Here is a 16,531-nt window from a genome sequence, read left to right on the forward strand (position 1 = left end):
GAACCAGTTCGCCACATAGATGTGCGGTTCCTTGCGCTTGGCCAGCGTGCCCAGGAAGACCAGCAGATACGCGACCCAGACGATGGTCAGCCACAGATCGGCGTACCATTCGGGCTCGGCGTATTCCTTGGACTGGGTGATGCCCAGCAGATAGCCCGTGGCCGCGACCACGATGAACAGCTGGTAGCCCCAGAACACGAACCAGGGCCATACGCCGCCGGCGAGGCGGGCGCGGGTGGTGCGCTGGACCACGTAGAAGCTGGTGGCGATCAGCACGTTGCCCCCGAACGCGAAGATCACGGCGCTGGTGTGCACCGGACGCAGACGACCGAAGTTCAGCTGCGGCAGCGCATCCCAGGACAGGAGCGCCGGCCAGGCCAGCTGGCAGGCGATGATCACGCCGACCAGAAGACCGGCGATCGCCCAGAACATGGACGCGATCACGCCGTACTTGACGATGGTCTCGTTATACTGGGCCGGGTCGCGTTCGACCCCGCCATTGGAATACACGCCCACCATGCCGAACAGGCCCAGCACGAAGCCGGCCCCGATCACCCAGGCGTGAAGTCTCATATTGGCGTCTGCGCCGCTGGCCGCTGCAAACAGCGACCAGAGAGCGCCAAGCAGCAGAATGCCGCCGACAATCATAGCATTGGCGTCTAAGCCGGTTTTGGGTCGTCCCGCGAGCGCGGTCATGTCGCCCCTCCCTGATGAAGGCAATGTCCATGCGTGTCATCGCTGGGAAACGGCGAAGATGAAACTATGGCAATATGCCTCAGCATCATTTCCAGCGCGCGCGCATTAAGGTCCACGATGCTGAGCATGCCTTGTTTTCCTTGGGATTTTCCAGAAAATTCCCTACAAAAATTGTGGATGGCGACACGTTGACACACCCCGGAATGGATGTCGGGCCGCTGCTGGGCGGACGGATGGAAATCGATTTCCTGGCCGGTCTGGTCGCGGGTCTGTCCTCCAGCGCCCATTGTCTGGCCATGTGCGGCGGCATCGCTGCGGTCATCGCGCTGGGCGCAGGCGGCAAGGAGACGAGGGCGGGTTTGCGGGCGTCACGGCTCCTGCAGGCCCAGCTCGCGCGGATTTCGCTCTATCTGGTGTTGGGCGTCATCGCCGGGGCCATTGGCTGGGGGTTGCAGGATTCCCGCCCTCCTGCCGCCTTTCAGGATGTGGCGCGCTATCTGTCGGCGCTGGTGCTGGTCGCGGCGGGCTTCTCGGTCATGGAAATCCCGATCTTCGGCGGAGAGGTCGGGCGCCTGGGCGCGCGGCTGGCCGCGCCGATCACCAAGCGCCTGCACCATCTGCATCGCTTCGGGCCAATCGGTCTGGGGCTGGTCTGGGGGCTGATGCCCTGCGCCCTGATCTATCTGATGACCTTCTATGCCGGGCTCACGGGCTCACCGGTGCAAGGCGGGCTCGTGATGCTGGGGTTTGGCCTGGGCACAGTGCCGGCCCTCTTTGCGCTGGGTCTGGGGGCGGGGGCGCTTCAACGCCTCGCCCGCGCGCTCTGGCTCAGGCTTCTGGCGGGCGGCGCGCTCATCGGACTGGCGGTCTGGACGGTGCTCTCACACAGCATGTGAGAAAGCGCTTGACCGGATATAAAGATATCCTTATATCCAGATTTGCGCCGATTTGAGCTTCAGCTTGCGGGCGCGGAACAAGTGCGGCTAAAGCGAAGCGTCGAGATTGTTTGGTCCTGACATTCCCCCCGTCGCCTCAGGCATTCTCGACGCACCGCTCTTCCTCAGTTCCGCCCGGAGCCCTCGCTTCGGCGCCGTTGAACACAAAGGAGAGCATCATGACCTATCCGGCCCTGCTGGATCGCCCCGCCTTTTCACCCGCCGCCACGCCGGTCCGCCCCATGCGCGCGATCATGCTGGGTTGCGGCGTGGTGGGCGGCGGCGTGATCGAGCGTCTGCCGGAAGGAATTGAGCTTCTCGGTATTCTCACCCGCACCCCGCGCCCCGAAGGCGTATCCGGCTTCAAGGTCTTCACCGATCCGGACGCCGTATTCGCGCTCAAGCCCGAGCTGGTGATCGAGGCGCTGCCCGGCGGCGCCGAGGCGGAAGCGCTGGTCGAGCGCGCGGTGCGGGAAGGCTGCCATGTGGTCACCGCCAACAAGGATGTGGCCGCCCGTCGTCCCGACCTCGTGCAAGAGACCCAGGCGGCAGGTCGCACCTTCGCCTGCTCGTCCGCTGTCGGCGGTGGCGCGCCGGTGCTGGAAACCGTGACGCGCTTGCGCGAGAGCGGCGTCAAGGTCGGCCGGGTCCGCGGCGTGCTGAACGGCACCTCCAATTTCGTCCTCGACCGTCTGGCGTCCGGCCGCTCCCTCGACGCGTCCGTAAAGGAAGCGCAGGACGCCGGCTTCGCTGAAGCGGATCCGAGCGCGGATCTCGATGGTCTGGACGCGGCGAACAAGCTGGCGCTGATCGCCCGCGAGGCCTGGGGCGTCGATCTTGATCCGGCCTCCATCCCGACCGCGTCGATCCGCGATCTCTCCGCCCATGTGCTGGACGCGGCGCGCCAGGATGGTCGCCGCATCCGTCAGGTGGGCTGCCTGTCGCGCTCTGTCTCGGGCGTGCGCGCCGAGGTCCGTCTGGAAGCTTTGCCGCTGACCGACCCGCTGGCGCGGGCGCGCGCGGAAGGCAATGTGGTCGTGCTGCTTCCCGAGCGCGGCGCTGAAGTGATCGTGGCGGGCAAGGGCGCTGGGCGTCTGCCGACGGCGGGCAGCCTGATCGGCGATCTCAACCGGCTTCTGAAGGCCCAGCGCTGATGACGGCCCTTGCCTCTTCCTCGCCTGAGCGATGTCGAACCGCCCAATGGCGCGTTCAGGAGTATAGCTGTGGCTTTGAACGCCCCCATGGCGGGGGCTGGTCGGATGTGCGCGGCCGGGTGGTCGGCCCCGATGACGGGGCCGTCACCATCGTTCTGGGCGGCATCTCCGCGGACCGGCGCCTGATCGAAGATGAGGACGGGCCGGGCTGGTGGCCGGGCGTGGCTGAGGTCGGCGGCGCGCTGGACCCGACCCGGCGGCGGCTTGTGTCCATGGATTTTCTCGATGACGCCGCAGAGCCCTTCCCGACGGTGGATGATCAGGCCGCGGCCGTGTTGATGCTGGCCGATACGGCGGGCATCGAGCGTTTCGCGCTGGTCGGCGCCAGCTATGGCGGATCGGTCGGGCTGAGCCTTGCGGCCATGGCGCCCGAACGGGTCAGCCGGCTTGACCTTCTGTGCGCCAGTGCAGGCGTGCATCCGATGACCCAGGGCCTGCGCGCCATCCAGCGTGAAATCCTCAAGCTCGCCATCGAGGCCGGGCAGGGCGCGCGCGGCGTGGATATCGCTCGCCGCCTCGCCATGACGACCTATCGCACGCCCGAAGAATTCGCCCGGCGTTTCGGCCAGGAGGGCGAACCGGGCGGAGTGGAAGCCTATCTCTCCGCGCGGGGCGCCGATTATGCGCGCACGGTGACGCCTGAACGCTTCCTGTCGCGCCTCGCCTCCATGGAAGCGGCGAACCCGGACCTTTCCGCGATCAACTGCCCGGTGAACCTGCTGGCCTTCACCTCTGACCGGCTCGTGCCGCTTGAAGAGGTCGAGGCGACACGCGCCGCGCTGACGGGATGCGACTCACGTCTTGTCGTCCATGACAGCCCGTATGGTCATGACGCCTTCCTGAAGGAGGCCGCGCGTGTGAATGCTTTCCTCGAGGGCCGTCATGACTGAGTTTCGCACGCGCGCCGTTCGCGCCGGGATCAATTGCGATCCGGGTCATGGCGCAGTGGTCGCGCCCATACAGGTTTCGAGCGCCTACAGGCGGGCCGATCCGGCCCAGCCCGGCGCGTTTGACTATGCCCGCACTGGCCAACCCGGTCGGGCTGAACTGGCCGCCGCCCTTGCAGCGCTGGAAGGGGCCTCCGGCGCGGTGGTGGCCAGTTCGGGAATGGCGGCGATTGATCTGGTGCTCAATCTCCTGCCCAACGGGGCGCGGATCGTCTGCGCCCATGACTGCTATGGCGGCACGCGGCGCCTGATGGATGCGCGCAGCCAGCAGCGCGGTTTCGTCCTGAGCTATGCAGACTGCACGGATCCGGCGGCGCTGGACGAGGCGCTCTGGAACGGCGCGGATCTCGTCTTTTTCGAGACGCCGTCCAATCCGCGCCTGCGCCTGACCGACCTCAAGTCCGCCTGCGCCAAGGCGAAAGCGGCGGGCGCGATTGCGGTTGTCGACAACACAGTTCTGTCGCCCGCGCTTCAGCGCCCGATCGCGCTGGGCGCGGATCTCGTCGTCAGTTCGCTGACCAAGATCATCAACGGCCATTCGGACATGGTGGGCGGCGTTGTCTGCGCGGCGAACCCCGATCATGTGGAGCAGCTGGGCTGGTGGGCCAATGCGGCGGGCGCCGTGGGCGGGGCGTTTGACGCCTTTCTCGCCATGCGCGGCCTGAGGACCCTGCCGGTCCGGGCGAAGGCGCAGTCGGACGGCGCGCTCGAGATCGCCCAGCGCCTCAAGGCCCACCCCAAGGTGGTGCGGGTCGATTATCCCGGGCTCGAGGATCATCACGGCCACGCCATCGCCAAAGCCCAGCAGGACGGTTACGGCCCGCTCCTGAGTCTCGAGCTTGAGGGCGGGGAAGCGGCGGCGCGCCAGTTCGTCCTCGCGCTGGAGCTTTTCATCCTCGCCCAGTCGCTCGGGGGCGTGGAGAGCCTGTGCGCCATCCCCGCCACCATGACCCATGCCGCCATGACGCCCGAGGCGCGTCAGGAGGCGGGGGTGAGCGATGGTCTGGTGCGTCTGTCGGTCGGGCTCGAGGCTCCGGATGACCTCTGGGCCGATCTCGAACAGGCGCTCGCCGCGCTTTAGCGTGCCTGCGCCTTGACCCTCGCGCGCGCAAGGGGTACCGCCGCATGTTGACTGCACTTGTCTGGTGCAGGGCTTTCTCCGTCAGTGGCATTGTCGCAAGACGCGCCGATATGAAGGCGTGGGGAAGCCGTCAGAAACATGTGAGACGAGGATCGATATGGCCGACGCGACCAAGAGCGACGCCCAGAAGGCTGAAGGCGCGACCGAGCGCCGTTTTCCCGCTGTCCCCGGACCGTCGGAGCTGCCCAAGATCGATGCCGAGATTCTCCAGTTCTGGAAGGCGGACGGCACCTTCCAGGCCTCGATCGACGAGCGCCCGGAAGACGATCAGTTCGTCTTCTATGACGGCCCGCCCTTCGCCAATGGCTTGCCGCACTACGGGCACCTTCTGACCGGCTTCGCCAAGGACGTGATCCCGCGCTTCCAGACCATGAAGGGCAAGCGCGTCGAGCGTCGCTTCGGCTGGGACACGCACGGCCTGCCCGCTGAACTCTCCGCAGAGAAGGACCTCGGCATTTCCGGGCGCAAGGCCGTTCTGGAAATGGGCATCGACAAGTTCAACGCCGCCGCGCGCGCGGGCGTGATGAAATATGCCGGCGAGTGGGAAGACTATGTCACCCGTTCGGCGCGCTGGGTCGATTTCGAGAACGACTACAAGACGCTCGACATCGGCTTCATGGAAAGCGCGCTGTGGGCGTTCAAGCAGCTCTGGGACAAGGGTCTTGTCTACAAGGATTACCGGGTCGTGCCCTATTCCTGGGCCGTGGAATCCCCGCTGTCGAATTTCGAGACCCGTCTCGACAACTCCTACCGCAACCGCACCGACCCCGCCGTCACCATCGGCTTCGAGCTGAAAGAGGGTCAGGGCGAGCTGTCGGGCGCGAAGATCCTGATCTGGACTACCACGCCCTGGACTTTGCCTTCCAACCTTGCGGCGGCTGCGGGCGCGGACATCACCTACGCCATCATGCAGAAGGGCGAAGAGCGCTTCATCCTGTCGGTGAACGGGCTTGAGAAGTACAAGAAGCAGCTTGAGGGCGCCGAGCAGATCGGCACGGTGAAGGGCTCTGACCTTGCGGGCCTGAAATACCACCCGCCGTTTGACTATTTCGTAGGCTGGGAAAACGCTCACCAGATCCTGCTCGAGGACTTCGTCGTCGATGAGGACGGCACCGGCATCGTCCACATGGCGCCGGGCTTTGGCGAGGACGACCTCAACGCCTGCCGCAAGGCGGGCATCGCCGTCGTCGTGCCGGTCGATCAGGCGGGCCGCTATACGTCTCAGGTGCCTGATTATGAAGGCATGCTGGTGTTTGACGCCAACAAGCCGATCATCCAGCGCATGAAGGAAGAGGGCAAACTCTTCCGCCATGACACCTATGACCACAACTATCCTCATTGCTGGCGGACGGACGAGCCGCTGATCTACAAGGCGGTCGACAGCTGGTATCTGAAGGTGTCTGACTTCCGCGAACGGATGGTCGAGCTCAACACCGAGATCAACTGGTCTCCGTCGCACGTCAAGGACGGCATTTTCGGCAACTGGCTCGCCGGTGCGCAGGACTGGAACATCTCTCGCTCGCGCTTCTGGGGCACGCCGATCCCGGTCTGGGTGTCGGATGATCCCAACTATCCGCGCGTGGATGTCTATGGCTCCATCGAGGAGCTGGAGGCGGAGTTCGGCGTCAAGGTCACCGACCTGCACCGCCCCTATATCGACGAACTGACCCGTCCGAACCCGGATGATCCCACCGGCAAGTCCACCATGCGCCGCGTCGAGGACGTGTTCGATGTGTGGTTTGATTCCGGCTCCATGCCGTATTCCCAGGTCCATTACCCGTTCGAGAACAAGGACTGGTTCGAGGCGAACTTCCCCGCCGACTTCATCGTGGAATACGTCGCCCAGACGCGCGGCTGGTTCTACACGCTGATGGTGCTGTCGACGATGCTGTTCGACCGGCCGCCCTTCAAGAACGCGATCTGCCACGGCGTGGTGCTCGACGAGAACCGCCAGAAGCTGTCAAAGCGCCTGCGCAACTATCCCGACCCGATGGAGTTCTTTGACCAGTACGGCTCGGACGTGATGCGCTGGTTCCTGATCTCCTCGCCGGTGCTCACCGGGGGCGACCTGCTGGTGCCCAAGGAAGGCCGCGAGATTGCGAGCGTGCAGCGCGAAGCCATTGCGCCGCTTCTGAACGCGTATTCCTTCTTCTCGCTCTACGCCAATCTCGAAGATCGGCAGCCCCAGATCATCACCTCGGCGACCGATCCGCTGGACCGCTATATCCTGACCAAGACGGGCGAGCTGGCCAATGCCGTGAACGCGGCGCTCGAAGGCTATGACGTGCCGCGCGCCTGCAAGGAGGCGACGGCCTATTTCGACGCGCTGACTAACTGGTATATCCGCCGCTCCCGCGCCCGCTTCTGGGGCTCGGAAGACGAGGCGGCCAAGAACGCGGCGTTCGACACGCTCTATACGGTGCTGGTGAAGGTGAGCCGCATCCTCGCCCCGCTGCTGCCGATCACCACCGAGAAGGTCTACAAGGCCCTGACCGGCGATCGTTCGGTGCATCTGACACTCTGGCCGCAAGCGGACGAGTTCCCGCAGGACCATGATTTGGTCCACGCCATGGACCTGGTGCGCGACGCCTGTTCGGCGGCGCTGGCGGTGCGCGAACGCGCCCGTCTGCGCGTGCGCCTGCCGCTCAAGACCCTGACCATCGTGCATGCGGACAGTGCGGCGCTGGAACCGTTCTCGGACCTGATCCGGGACGAGGTGAATGTGCGCGATGTGGCGACCTCCACCGATCTGGACGCCTATGGCAAGGTCGAGCTCAAGCCCGATCCGCGCATCGGCAAGCGCCTGGGCAAGGCCATGAAGGATGTCATGGCGGCCTCGCGCTCAGGTGAGTTCACGCTCAATGAGGACGGCACGGCGACGGTGGCGGGCGAAACCCTCGCCGCGGAAGAGTTCACCATGCGCGTCGTCACCGATGAGGGCTCTGACGCCGAACCCTTCGCGGGCACCGGCGCCATCGTGCTAGACACCTCCGTGGATGCTGATCAGGAACGCGAAGGCCTCGCCCGCGACCTCGTGCGGGCGGTCCAGACCGCCCGCAAGGAGGCGGGTCTGGAAGTGTCTGATCGTATCGCGCTCGGCATTGCCGGCGGTGAAGCGGTGGCCGCGGCGCTCGAAGCGCATGGCGACTTTATCAAGGACGAAACCCTCGCTCTCAGCCTTGCGGCTGAAGCGGGCGAGGGCTTTGTCAGCGAGACCGAGATTCAGGGCGATGCCGTGCGCATCTCCGTGGCGAAAGCCGGCTAGGACGAGATTCGATGACCGAACAGACCGCTTACGAGTTCAACGCCCTTGAGAAGAAATGGCGCGCCTACTGGCAGCAGAACCACACCATGAAGACGCCGGACCCCAAGCCCGGCGACAAGACCTTCTACGTGCTCGACATGTTTCCCTACCCGTCCGGGGCGGGCCTGCATGTGGGCCACCCGGTGGGTTATCTGTCCACGGACATTGTCGCGCGCTATAAGCGCATGGCGGGCTACAAGGTTCTGCACCCGATGGGTTGGGACAGCTTCGGGCTGCCTGCGGAGCGCTATGCGATGAAGACCGGGGTGCACCCCCAGGTCTCCACCCAGGACAATATCGCCAACTACAAGCGCCAGATGGATCTTCTGGGCCTGGGGTATGACTGGGATCGCGAGATCCAGACCTCCAGCCCGGAATACTATCACTGGACCCAGTTCATCTTTTCCCGGCTCTATAACGCCTGGTACGATCATGACGCCCAGAAAGCCCGTCCCATGGACGAGCTGCCGATCCCGGCCGAGGTCGAGGCTGAGGGCAAGCTGGCGGTCCAGGACTATCAGGACGAGCGTCGGCTTGTGTATTACGAGACCGCGCCGGTGAACTGGTGCGCCGAGCTGGGCACGATCCTCGCCAATGAAGAGGTCTTCGACGGCAAGTCCGAGCAGGGCTATGAGGTGATCCGCGTCCCGCTCAAGCAGGTGAAGATGCGCATCACGGCCTATGCCGAGCGTTTGATCAATGATCTCGACGGTCTCGACTGGCCCGAAGGCATCAAGGATTCCCAGCGCAACTGGATCGGGCGCTCTGAAGGCGTGCAATTGCGCTTCAAGGTTCAGGGCTCCGAGCAGGAAGTCGAAACCTTCACCACCCGCGTCGACACGCTGGGCGGTGTGACCTTCCTCGCCGTCGCGCCCGAGCATGAGCTCGTGGACGTTCTGACTGCGTCGGAACAGAAGGCGGCGGTGGACGCCTATCGTGACGAGGCTGCGCGCAAATCCGATCTTGATCGCACCAAGGACGCCGAGAAGACCGGTGCGCCCACGGGCAGCTTCGCCATCAACCCGGTGACGGGCCGCGCCGTGCCGATCTTCGTCGCCGACTATGTGCTGCCTGATTATGGCACGGGCGCCGTGATGGGCGTTCCGGCCCATGACGAGCGCGACTTCGCCTTCGCCAGCAAGTACGGCCTCGACATCGTCGCGGTGATTGATCCGGGTGCGGACGCGCCTGAGCGCGAGGCCGTGCTGGCGGGCCAGAAGTGCTGGACCGAAGACGGCGTCATGCTGGCGGCTCCCGATGACAGCGAACTTTATCAGGCAGGCGTGCGCTGGCGCGAGGCGCGCGAAGCGGTGGCTGACCATCTGGAAGCCCAGGGCGTCGGCAAACGCGTCATCAGCTATAATCTGCGCGACTGGATCTTTGCGCGTCAGCGCTATTGGGGTGAGCCGATCCCGATCATCCACTGGGAAGACGGCACCCGCACCACGGTTCCCGAGGACCAGCTGCCGCTGACCTTGCCGCATATCGACACCTACAAGCCGACCGGCCACGGGGAATCCCCGCTGGCGCGCGCCGAAGACTGGGTCGAGGTCACCGATCCCGTCACAGGGATGAAGGGCCGCCGCGACACCAACACCATGCCGCAATGGGCCGGCTCGTGCTGGTATTATCTGCGCTTCAAGGACCCGCGAAACAACACCGCCATGGTCGACCCAGAGCTCGAAAAAGCCTGGGGCATGGTCGACCTCTATGTGGGCGGCGCCGAGCACGCCACGCTGCACCTTCTCTATGCGCGCTTCTGGCACAAGGTCCTGTTTGATCTGGGGCTGGTCTCCACGAAAGAGCCGTTCCAGAAGCTGGTGAACCAGGGCCTTCTGACCAGCCACGCCTTCAAGAACGACCGCGGCATCATCCTGCCGGTCGACGAGGTGGTCGAGCGTGAGGACGGCACGTTCGTGCACGAACCGTCCGGCGATGTGGTCGAGCGGGTCGGCGCGAAAATGTCGAAATCGCTCCATAACGTCGTCACGCCTGACGATGTGGTCGAGCGCTTCGGCGCGGACGCCTTCCGCGTGCACATGATGTTCATGGGCCCGGTCGAGGCGATGCGCGAATGGGAGACCGAGAAGGTCGCCAGCGCATTGAAATTCCTGCGCCGCGTCTGGCGCTTCACCACGGAAGGCCTCGCCAATCCGGCGTCGGAAGAGAGCAAGCCCGTCAGCCTCGCGCTCACCAAGCTGGTGCTCGCGGTCACCGAGGACCTCGACAATCTGCGGCTCAATACCGGCATTGCGGAGCTGATGAAGTTCCTCAATGCGGTGGAAGGTCAGCCGGTCACCAAGGCGGTGCTCGATCAGTTCATCACCGTGCTCGCGCCGTTCGCCCCCTTTATGGCGGAAGAGCTGTGGGAGAAAGCCGGTCACAAACCGTCCGTCTTTGACGCCCAATGGCCGACGGCGAACGAGGCCGATCTGGACGCTGCGATCGAGGAGATCGAGGTGGTGATCCAGGAAGGCGGCAAGCGCCGCGACACCATCAAGCTCGCCCCGGATGCGGATGACCAGACCGTGCGCGACGCCTCGCTGGCGCGCCTCGCCGAGATGGGCAAGTCCATCGAAGGCGTGGACATGAACCGCGTCATCGTGGTGCGCGACAAGAAGTCAGGCCGTGTGAAGCTGGTGAACGTCCCCAAGCTCGATCAGGCTTAAGCGCTGGTCTTTGACTATGTGAAAGCCCCGGCGGTGACGCCGGGGCTTTTTTCTCCACAATCCTCTTTCCCGGACTCGGTCCGGGACCCAGAGAATATGAAGCGCTGCGATTTCGGCTCTGGGCCCCGGCCTTCGCCGGGGAAGAGGCGGGGATGCTGAAACCCCGGCCAAGCGCAGTGCCGAGCCGGGGCCTCCATCAGGATAAAGCGCCTGAAGCGGACAGAGGTCCCGGGTCTTCGCTGAGCTCGCCCGGGAATTCAGCGCTGCCGGCGCTACTCCACCTCAAGCGGTTCGCCATCCACCGTGATCTGGGCTTCCATCACGTCTGCGGCGTTCGAGAAGGCGGCAGCGCTATCCTGCTCGCCATCGAGCACCGCCTGGCCTTCATTCAGCACGGGCATGTAAAGCATCGTGCCCTCCGCATCGTCCTCGGCCGTGAAGCGGTCGGCGTTTTCAAGGATGTCGTCCCAGACCGCCCGCACATCGGCCCAATAGTCTTGAGTGCCGTCCCAATAGGTCCGTGCGGCGTGATCGCCTTCAAGGTCATAGCGGCGATAGGTGTTGATGCCGTGCTCACGCACCAGCTCGCGCTCCTCGCCATCGCGAAGGACAAGCTTTGAGTTGTCCTGTTCGTGTGTCCAGCCCCACTCGAGGATCGTGTGGCGGTTCACGGCTTCGATCACATCGTAGTCATCGCGCGTGGTGGCGTCGCGGCGCGGCAGGGGGCGCCAGCTGCGCGCCGGCTCCCAGGTGGAGGCTTCGGGCGCATGCTCCCAGCGGGCGATCCCGGCATAGCGCGGGCTGTCATCGACCTGGTAGACGGTTTGCGACCACGCGCCGTGGGACTGATCCGCGCTCAGATCGTCCATCTCCCAGGCGCCGAAGCCGCGATAGGCCATCAGGCGGTCCGGTTCATACGCCCAATCCTGACGCCAGTGCTTCACCACAAACGGGTCTTCCAGATCCCCGACCAGCAGCAGGTGCTGGAGAGAGATGAAGTCGCCCTCATCGGCGATCACGTAGACCACTTCGCGCGCCGGGGTGACCTTGGGATCGGCCAGCTCGTATGCGGCGTCAATGGGCAGGAATTCGGTGAAATCGAACGTCACTTCGTACTCGCCCGCCATGGCCAGAATTGCCTGACGGTCCGCTTCGAATTCCGACTCATGGTTGGCATACGCATGTTGGGCGTGCGGCGCTTCGTTCAGGGTGGCGCCCGTGCTGGCGCACGCCCCCAGTGTGAGTGCGGCGAGGCTGGCGGTGGCGAGCGTCATCAAGCGCAATCTGGTCATCTCAATGTCCCTGTCTGTCTTGCGGTCAGGCTGAACGAAGCGGCCCTGCCGGCGCGGTCCGCTCTGCGAAAACTTATGCCGACTGCATAGTGCGAAAGATTCTCACTTGCAATCGCAAATGACCTGCGCCATTCAGAGAGAAATTGAGAACTATTCGCAATACGGGGCGAGGACATGACTTCCAAATCTGAGAGACTGAACGCACGCATGTTGATGGCGGCGAGCGTTTCGGCGCTGGCGCTGGCCTCGCCGGCCATGGCCGAAACGGAGGCCAGCCAGGGAGAGGAGGCCAGCGATGTGATCGTGGTCACCGCCACCCGCACCCAGCTGACCAATTTTGACTATCCGGGCCTGACTAGTGTCATTTCGCTCGAAGCGCTGGACCAGAACCGTCCCTCCGACCTCATCGAACTTCTTGAAGACATCCCGGCGCTGGAAGTGTCAGGCGGACCGCGCCGGACCGGTCAGACCCTCAGCCTGCGCGGTCTGGGCCGCGAGAATGTGACCTTGCTGATCGATGGCGCGCGGCAGAACTTCAACAGCGCCCATGACGGCGTGCTGTTCCTGGATCCCTCGCTTCTGGGCCGGGTGGAGAGCGTGCGCGGCTCGGCCGCGTCGCTCTATGGCTCAGGCGCGGCGGGCGGAGTCGTTGCCTTTGAGACGCTGGAAGCGGATGACCTGCTCGAAGACGGCCAGCGCTATGGCGTGCGCGCTTCGGCGGGCTATCGCTCGGTCAATGAGGAAAGCCGCGGCTCGGTGGCTCTGGTGGGCGATTTCGGCAACCTCGAGGGCGTGGCGGCGGTTAGCCTGCGTCAGTCCGGTGATATCGCGCTGGGCTCCGGTGATGATCTCTCAGCCAGTGACGACATCGTCTCCACCCTGCTGGGCGGGGAATGGGATATGGCCGAGGGGGTCGAGCTGGAGCTCGGCTGGCTGAGCTTCCGCAATGACAGCGTCGAGCCCAATAATGGCCAGGGCGCGGCTGGGGTCGATAGTCTCAACCCGCTGATGAACAAGGATGTCGCCTCTGACAGCCTGCGAGCCACCCTGCGCTTTGATTCGCCCAGCCCGCTGATCAATCTTGAGACCACGGTCTATCACAATATCGGCGCTGTGGATGAGGTGGATGCGAGCATAAACCGCCTTGTGGAGCGGGACCTGACCACCACCGGCATTCGAGCGGAGAACCGCGCCGAGTTTGCGCTGGGCGGGCTCGATCTGGCGTTGGTGACGGGCGCGGAATGGTATGAGGACGAGCAGGAAGGCTTTGATTCCGCCACCTCTGACGGGGTGCGGGGCGGCGTGCCGTCCGGCTCCACCCGCTTCACCGGCGTCTGGGCCCAGCTTGAAAGCACGCTCGATCTCGGCGCGGCCGGCGAACTGATCGTCCTTCCGGGCGTGCGCTTTGACCAGTTCGAGAGTGCATCGAGCGCCGCCGATGACAACAAAGACGAGGCCGTCTCTCCCCGCATCGCGGCCACCTGGGCGCCGAATGACAGCATCCGGATATTCGGCAGCTGGTCGGAAGCCTTCCGCGCACCGTCGCTGAACGAGCTTTACCTCAGCGACACCCACTTCTCGCTTCCGCACCCGATCCTGGGCGCGCCGGTCTTCATCACCAACAGCTTCATCGCCAATCCGAACCTGAAGCCGGAAGAGACCGAGACGTTCGAGATCGGCGCCGCCTTCAGTCATGAGGGCCTGTTCACGGCTAATGACCGGCTGGAGATCAAGGGGGCCTGGTTCCAGACCGAGGCTGAGAACCTGATCAATCTCAATGTGGACTTTGCGTTCAATCCGACCTGCTTCGCGCCGCCCTTCATGCCGTGCTCTGCGGGCACGACCTATTCGGAGAACCTCTCCGAAGCCGAACTTGAGGGGTTCGAGATCGCGGCGGCCTATTCGGTCGGGGCGTTCGAGCTGTCCGGCTCCGTCTTCGAAGTGGATGGCGAGGACAAGGCGACGGGCGACCCGCTGGGCGCGCTGCAGCCGGTCATGGGTTTTGTGAATGCACGCTACACGTTTGAACCCCAACGCCTGACCCTGGGCGGCCGGGTGGCGTTCGCCTCTGATTTCGACAAGGGCGCGACCGCCGACGAAGACCGCGATGGCTATGCGGTGCTCGATCTTTATGCGGGCTGGACGCCGCTGGCGGACCAGCCGCTGCGGGTCAATCTGGGCGTCGATAACGTCTTTGACGAGGACTATGAGCGTGTGTTCGCAGGCGTTTCCGAAGCGGGACGCAGCGTGCGCATAGACCTGACCTGGACGGGCGCCTGGTAGAGAGGGCCGACGCCTGTCCCCAGGGGCGCGTCCGGACGCGGGCGCGCCCTTTTCTTTGCGTTCTCCTTGCCCTGGCGTGGGTGTCGGAACACATTAGCGCCAGGGATGAGGGAGGCTTCCATGATCAGACATCTGCGCATACTGGTCGCGATTGGCGTGCTTTCGGGGCTGGGCGCATGCTCCAGCGTCCCGGAACCGCCCGAGCCGCTCGCCGCGACGGAACGCACGATCAGCCAGGGGCAGATTGTCGGCTTCGCGGCGGACAATGCCGCCCAGGTCTGGCTTGGCCTGCCCTATGCGGCCTCAACTGCGGGGGTGAATCGCTGGCGCGCGCCGCAGCCGGCGGCCCGATTCACAGAGCGCTTTGAAGCCCTGACGCATTCCGAGCCCTGTCCGCAGATCATCAACCGGTTGAGCACACGCACGACCGGCCGCGATGAGGGCGATCTGTACGGCAGCGAAGACTGTCTGAAGCTTGATGTCTACGCGCCCAACGGGGCCGGACCGGATAACGCGGACCGGCCGGTCATGGTCTGGATCCATGGCGGCTCGAACACCTGGGGTTTCGCCAGCCAGTATGACGGCTCAAAGCTCGCCCAGGAGCAGGATGTGGTCGTGGTGGTGATTCAGTACCGCCTGGGCCCGCTCGGCTTTTTCGCACATCCGCAGATTGACGAGGGCGAAGGCGCGAACTTCGCCCTGCTGGACCATGTCGCGGCGCTGCAATGGGTGGCGGCGGAAATCGGCCAGTTCGGCGGTGATCCCGACAATGTGACGATCTTCGGCGAGAGCGCGGGCGGGCAGAATGTCGCCGCCTTGCTGGCCTCGCCGCTCGCGTCCGGTCTTTATCATCGGGCAGTCGTGCAATCGGGCTTCTTTGATTCAACGCCGCTGAACGAAGCGCAAGAGGGAACCGAGAACAGCGCCATACCGGCGGCAGAGCGCATGCTGAGCGGTGAGGCGACGGCGTATGCCTTGCGGAACGCCCCGCTTCAGGCGGTTTTTGACGCCTACAATCTGGGCGATGCCCGGGCGGAACTGCCGCGCGTGATCGCAGATGGCGTGACCTTGCCGCGCGAGGGGCTGGCGAGCACGCTGGATGATACGGAGACCTTCAACGCCGTGCCGATCATTTCAGGCGTGAACCGGGACGAGATGAAGCTCTTCAACGCCCTGAACCCGGAGCTGACCCGTCAGCGGTTCGGCGTCCTTATCTCGATCCGTGATCCCCATCTGTATGAGCGCCGCGCCTATTATCAGTCCCGGCTGTGGCGGATCCTGGCGATTGATCAGCCTTTCGCGCGCATGCGCGCAGCGGGTCATGAACCGCTCTGGGCGTACCGGTTTGACTGGGATGACGGGGGCGGATTCCTGACCATGGACCTGTCGGAATTGTTCGGTGCAGCGCACGCCATGGAAATTCCCTTCGTCTTCAACCATTTCGATTTCTTCGGTCCCCTCGACCGGTTTCTGTTCCATCGCAAAAACGCCGACAGCCGCGCCGCACTGGCGGCGGAAATGGGCGCCTACTGGACCGAGTTCGCCCGGACCGGAGATCCGGGCGCGGGCTGGCCGGCCTGGACGGAGGACGGCGTGCTGAAACGCTTTGATGCGCCCACATCAGGACTGCTGGAAGGAACCGACAGCGTGGAGCGCCTGCTCGAGGACCTGGCGAGTGATCCGACGCTTGATTCAGCGGACACCTGCCATATCGCAGAGGCCCTGGTGAACTGGCGGGATGAACTGGAAGCCCGCATCCGGGCGCGCACCGGATGTGAGGTGTAGGGCGTTTCCTCTTGCAGGCATGAAGTGAACAGTGTTCACTTGCTTCCAGAACGAGCGGCCAAGCCGCCGGGGAGGAAGACATGTCTGCAAACGTTTCAGCGCCCGTCGAGGCGGATCTTGATGTGCTCATTGTCGGCGCCGGTCTCTCCGGCGTGGGCGCGGCCTGGCACTTGCAGCATCGCTGCCCGGACCAGTCCTATCTGATCCTGGAATCGCGCGAGAGCCTGGGGGGCACCTGGGACCTGTTCCGCTATCCCGGCATCCG

Annotated in this window: 11 protein-coding genes; 9 read left to right on the forward strand and 2 right to left on the reverse strand. The window is 64.6% G+C overall.

Going from position 1 to position 16,531, the window contains the following annotated elements; all coding sequences use genetic code 11:
- Window positions 1–696: cbb3-type cytochrome c oxidase subunit I (locus B2Z70_RS10255; RefSeq protein WP_292983036.1), on the reverse strand; the 696-nt coding region annotated here is incomplete at its 3' end.
- 188 nt (window positions 697–884) lie between these two features.
- On the opposite strand from B2Z70_RS10255, the gene B2Z70_RS10260 reads away from it, so the two are divergent.
- The 6 genes from B2Z70_RS10260 to leuS all read left to right on the forward strand — a co-directional run bounded on the left by B2Z70_RS10260 (window position 885) and on the right by leuS (window position 10,906).
- Complete coding sequence (locus tag B2Z70_RS10260; protein ID WP_292983038.1) at window positions 885–1,592, forward strand: sulfite exporter TauE/SafE family protein; 708 nt, start codon at window positions 885–887, stop codon at window positions 1,590–1,592.
- A 218-nt stretch (window positions 1,593–1,810) separates the two neighbouring features.
- A complete protein-coding gene (locus B2Z70_RS10265) occupies window positions 1,811–2,785 on the forward strand; it encodes a homoserine dehydrogenase family protein (RefSeq protein ID WP_292983040.1) in 975 nt (324 codons plus the stop codon).
- Complete coding sequence (locus tag B2Z70_RS10270) at window positions 2,785–3,735, forward strand: alpha/beta fold hydrolase (protein ID WP_292983042.1); 951 nt, start codon at window positions 2,785–2,787, stop codon at window positions 3,733–3,735. Before B2Z70_RS10265 ends, B2Z70_RS10270 begins: the two co-directional genes overlap by 1 nt.
- The gene (locus B2Z70_RS10275) at window positions 3,728–4,873 is read left to right on the forward strand and encodes a trans-sulfuration enzyme family protein (RefSeq protein WP_292983044.1); all 1,146 of its coding nucleotides are present in this window, start codon (window positions 3,728–3,730) and stop codon (window positions 4,871–4,873) included. Before B2Z70_RS10270 ends, B2Z70_RS10275 begins: the two co-directional genes overlap by 8 nt.
- Before the next feature lie 157 nt (window positions 4,874–5,030).
- A complete protein-coding gene (gene ileS, locus B2Z70_RS10280) occupies window positions 5,031–8,198 on the forward strand; it encodes an isoleucine--tRNA ligase (protein WP_292983046.1) in 3,168 nt (1,055 codons plus the stop codon).
- 11 nt (window positions 8,199–8,209) lie between these two features.
- Window positions 8,210–10,906, forward strand: coding sequence for a leucine--tRNA ligase (gene leuS / locus B2Z70_RS10285; protein WP_292983048.1), 2,697 nt, complete (start codon window positions 8,210–8,212; stop codon window positions 10,904–10,906).
- A gap of 272 nt (window positions 10,907–11,178) precedes the next feature.
- On the opposite strand, the gene B2Z70_RS10290 is transcribed toward leuS, so the two are convergent.
- On the reverse strand, window positions 11,179–12,198 hold the full coding sequence (locus B2Z70_RS10290; protein ID WP_292983050.1) for a DUF6607 family protein: 1,020 nt from the start codon (window positions 12,196–12,198) through the stop codon (window positions 11,179–11,181).
- A gap of 174 nt (window positions 12,199–12,372) precedes the next feature.
- Between B2Z70_RS10290 and B2Z70_RS10295 the strand changes: the two genes are divergently transcribed.
- The 3 genes from B2Z70_RS10295 to B2Z70_RS10305 form a co-directional block, all read left to right on the forward strand.
- A complete protein-coding gene (locus B2Z70_RS10295; protein ID WP_292983052.1) occupies window positions 12,373–14,481 on the forward strand; it encodes a TonB-dependent receptor domain-containing protein in 2,109 nt (702 codons plus the stop codon).
- 120 nt (window positions 14,482–14,601) lie between these two features.
- Window positions 14,602–16,266, forward strand: coding sequence for a carboxylesterase/lipase family protein (locus B2Z70_RS10300; protein ID WP_292983054.1), 1,665 nt, complete (start codon window positions 14,602–14,604; stop codon window positions 16,264–16,266).
- 80 nt (window positions 16,267–16,346) lie between these two features.
- Window positions 16,347–16,531: NAD(P)-binding protein (locus B2Z70_RS10305; RefSeq protein WP_292983056.1), on the forward strand; the 185-nt coding region annotated here is incomplete at its 3' end.

The sequence above is a fragment of the Oceanicaulis sp. UBA6590 genome (assembly GCF_002433705.1).
Classification (GTDB): domain Bacteria; phylum Pseudomonadota; class Alphaproteobacteria; order Caulobacterales; family Maricaulaceae; genus Oceanicaulis.

Excerpts from the sequence above, each read along its gene's own strand:
- B2Z70_RS10265 (WP_292983040.1), top strand. The coding sequence starts at position 1,811 with ATGACCTATCCGGCCCTGCTGGATCGCCCCGCCTTTTCACCCGCCGCC.
- B2Z70_RS10270 (WP_292983042.1), top strand. The coding sequence starts at position 2,785 with ATGACGGCCCTTGCCTCTTCCTCGCCTGAGCGATGTCGAACCGCCCAA.
- B2Z70_RS10275 (WP_292983044.1), top strand. The coding sequence starts at position 3,728 with ATGACTGAGTTTCGCACGCGCGCCGTTCGCGCCGGGATCAATTGCGAT.
- ileS (WP_292983046.1), top strand. The coding sequence starts at position 5,031 with ATGGCCGACGCGACCAAGAGCGACGCCCAGAAGGCTGAAGGCGCGACC.
- leuS (WP_292983048.1), top strand. The coding sequence starts at position 8,210 with ATGACCGAACAGACCGCTTACGAGTTCAACGCCCTTGAGAAGAAATGG.
- B2Z70_RS10290 (WP_292983050.1), bottom strand. The coding sequence starts at position 12,198 with ATGACCAGATTGCGCTTGATGACGCTCGCCACCGCCAGCCTCGCCGCA.
- B2Z70_RS10295 (WP_292983052.1), top strand. The coding sequence starts at position 12,373 with ATGACTTCCAAATCTGAGAGACTGAACGCACGCATGTTGATGGCGGCG.
- B2Z70_RS10300 (WP_292983054.1), top strand. The coding sequence starts at position 14,602 with ATGATCAGACATCTGCGCATACTGGTCGCGATTGGCGTGCTTTCGGGG.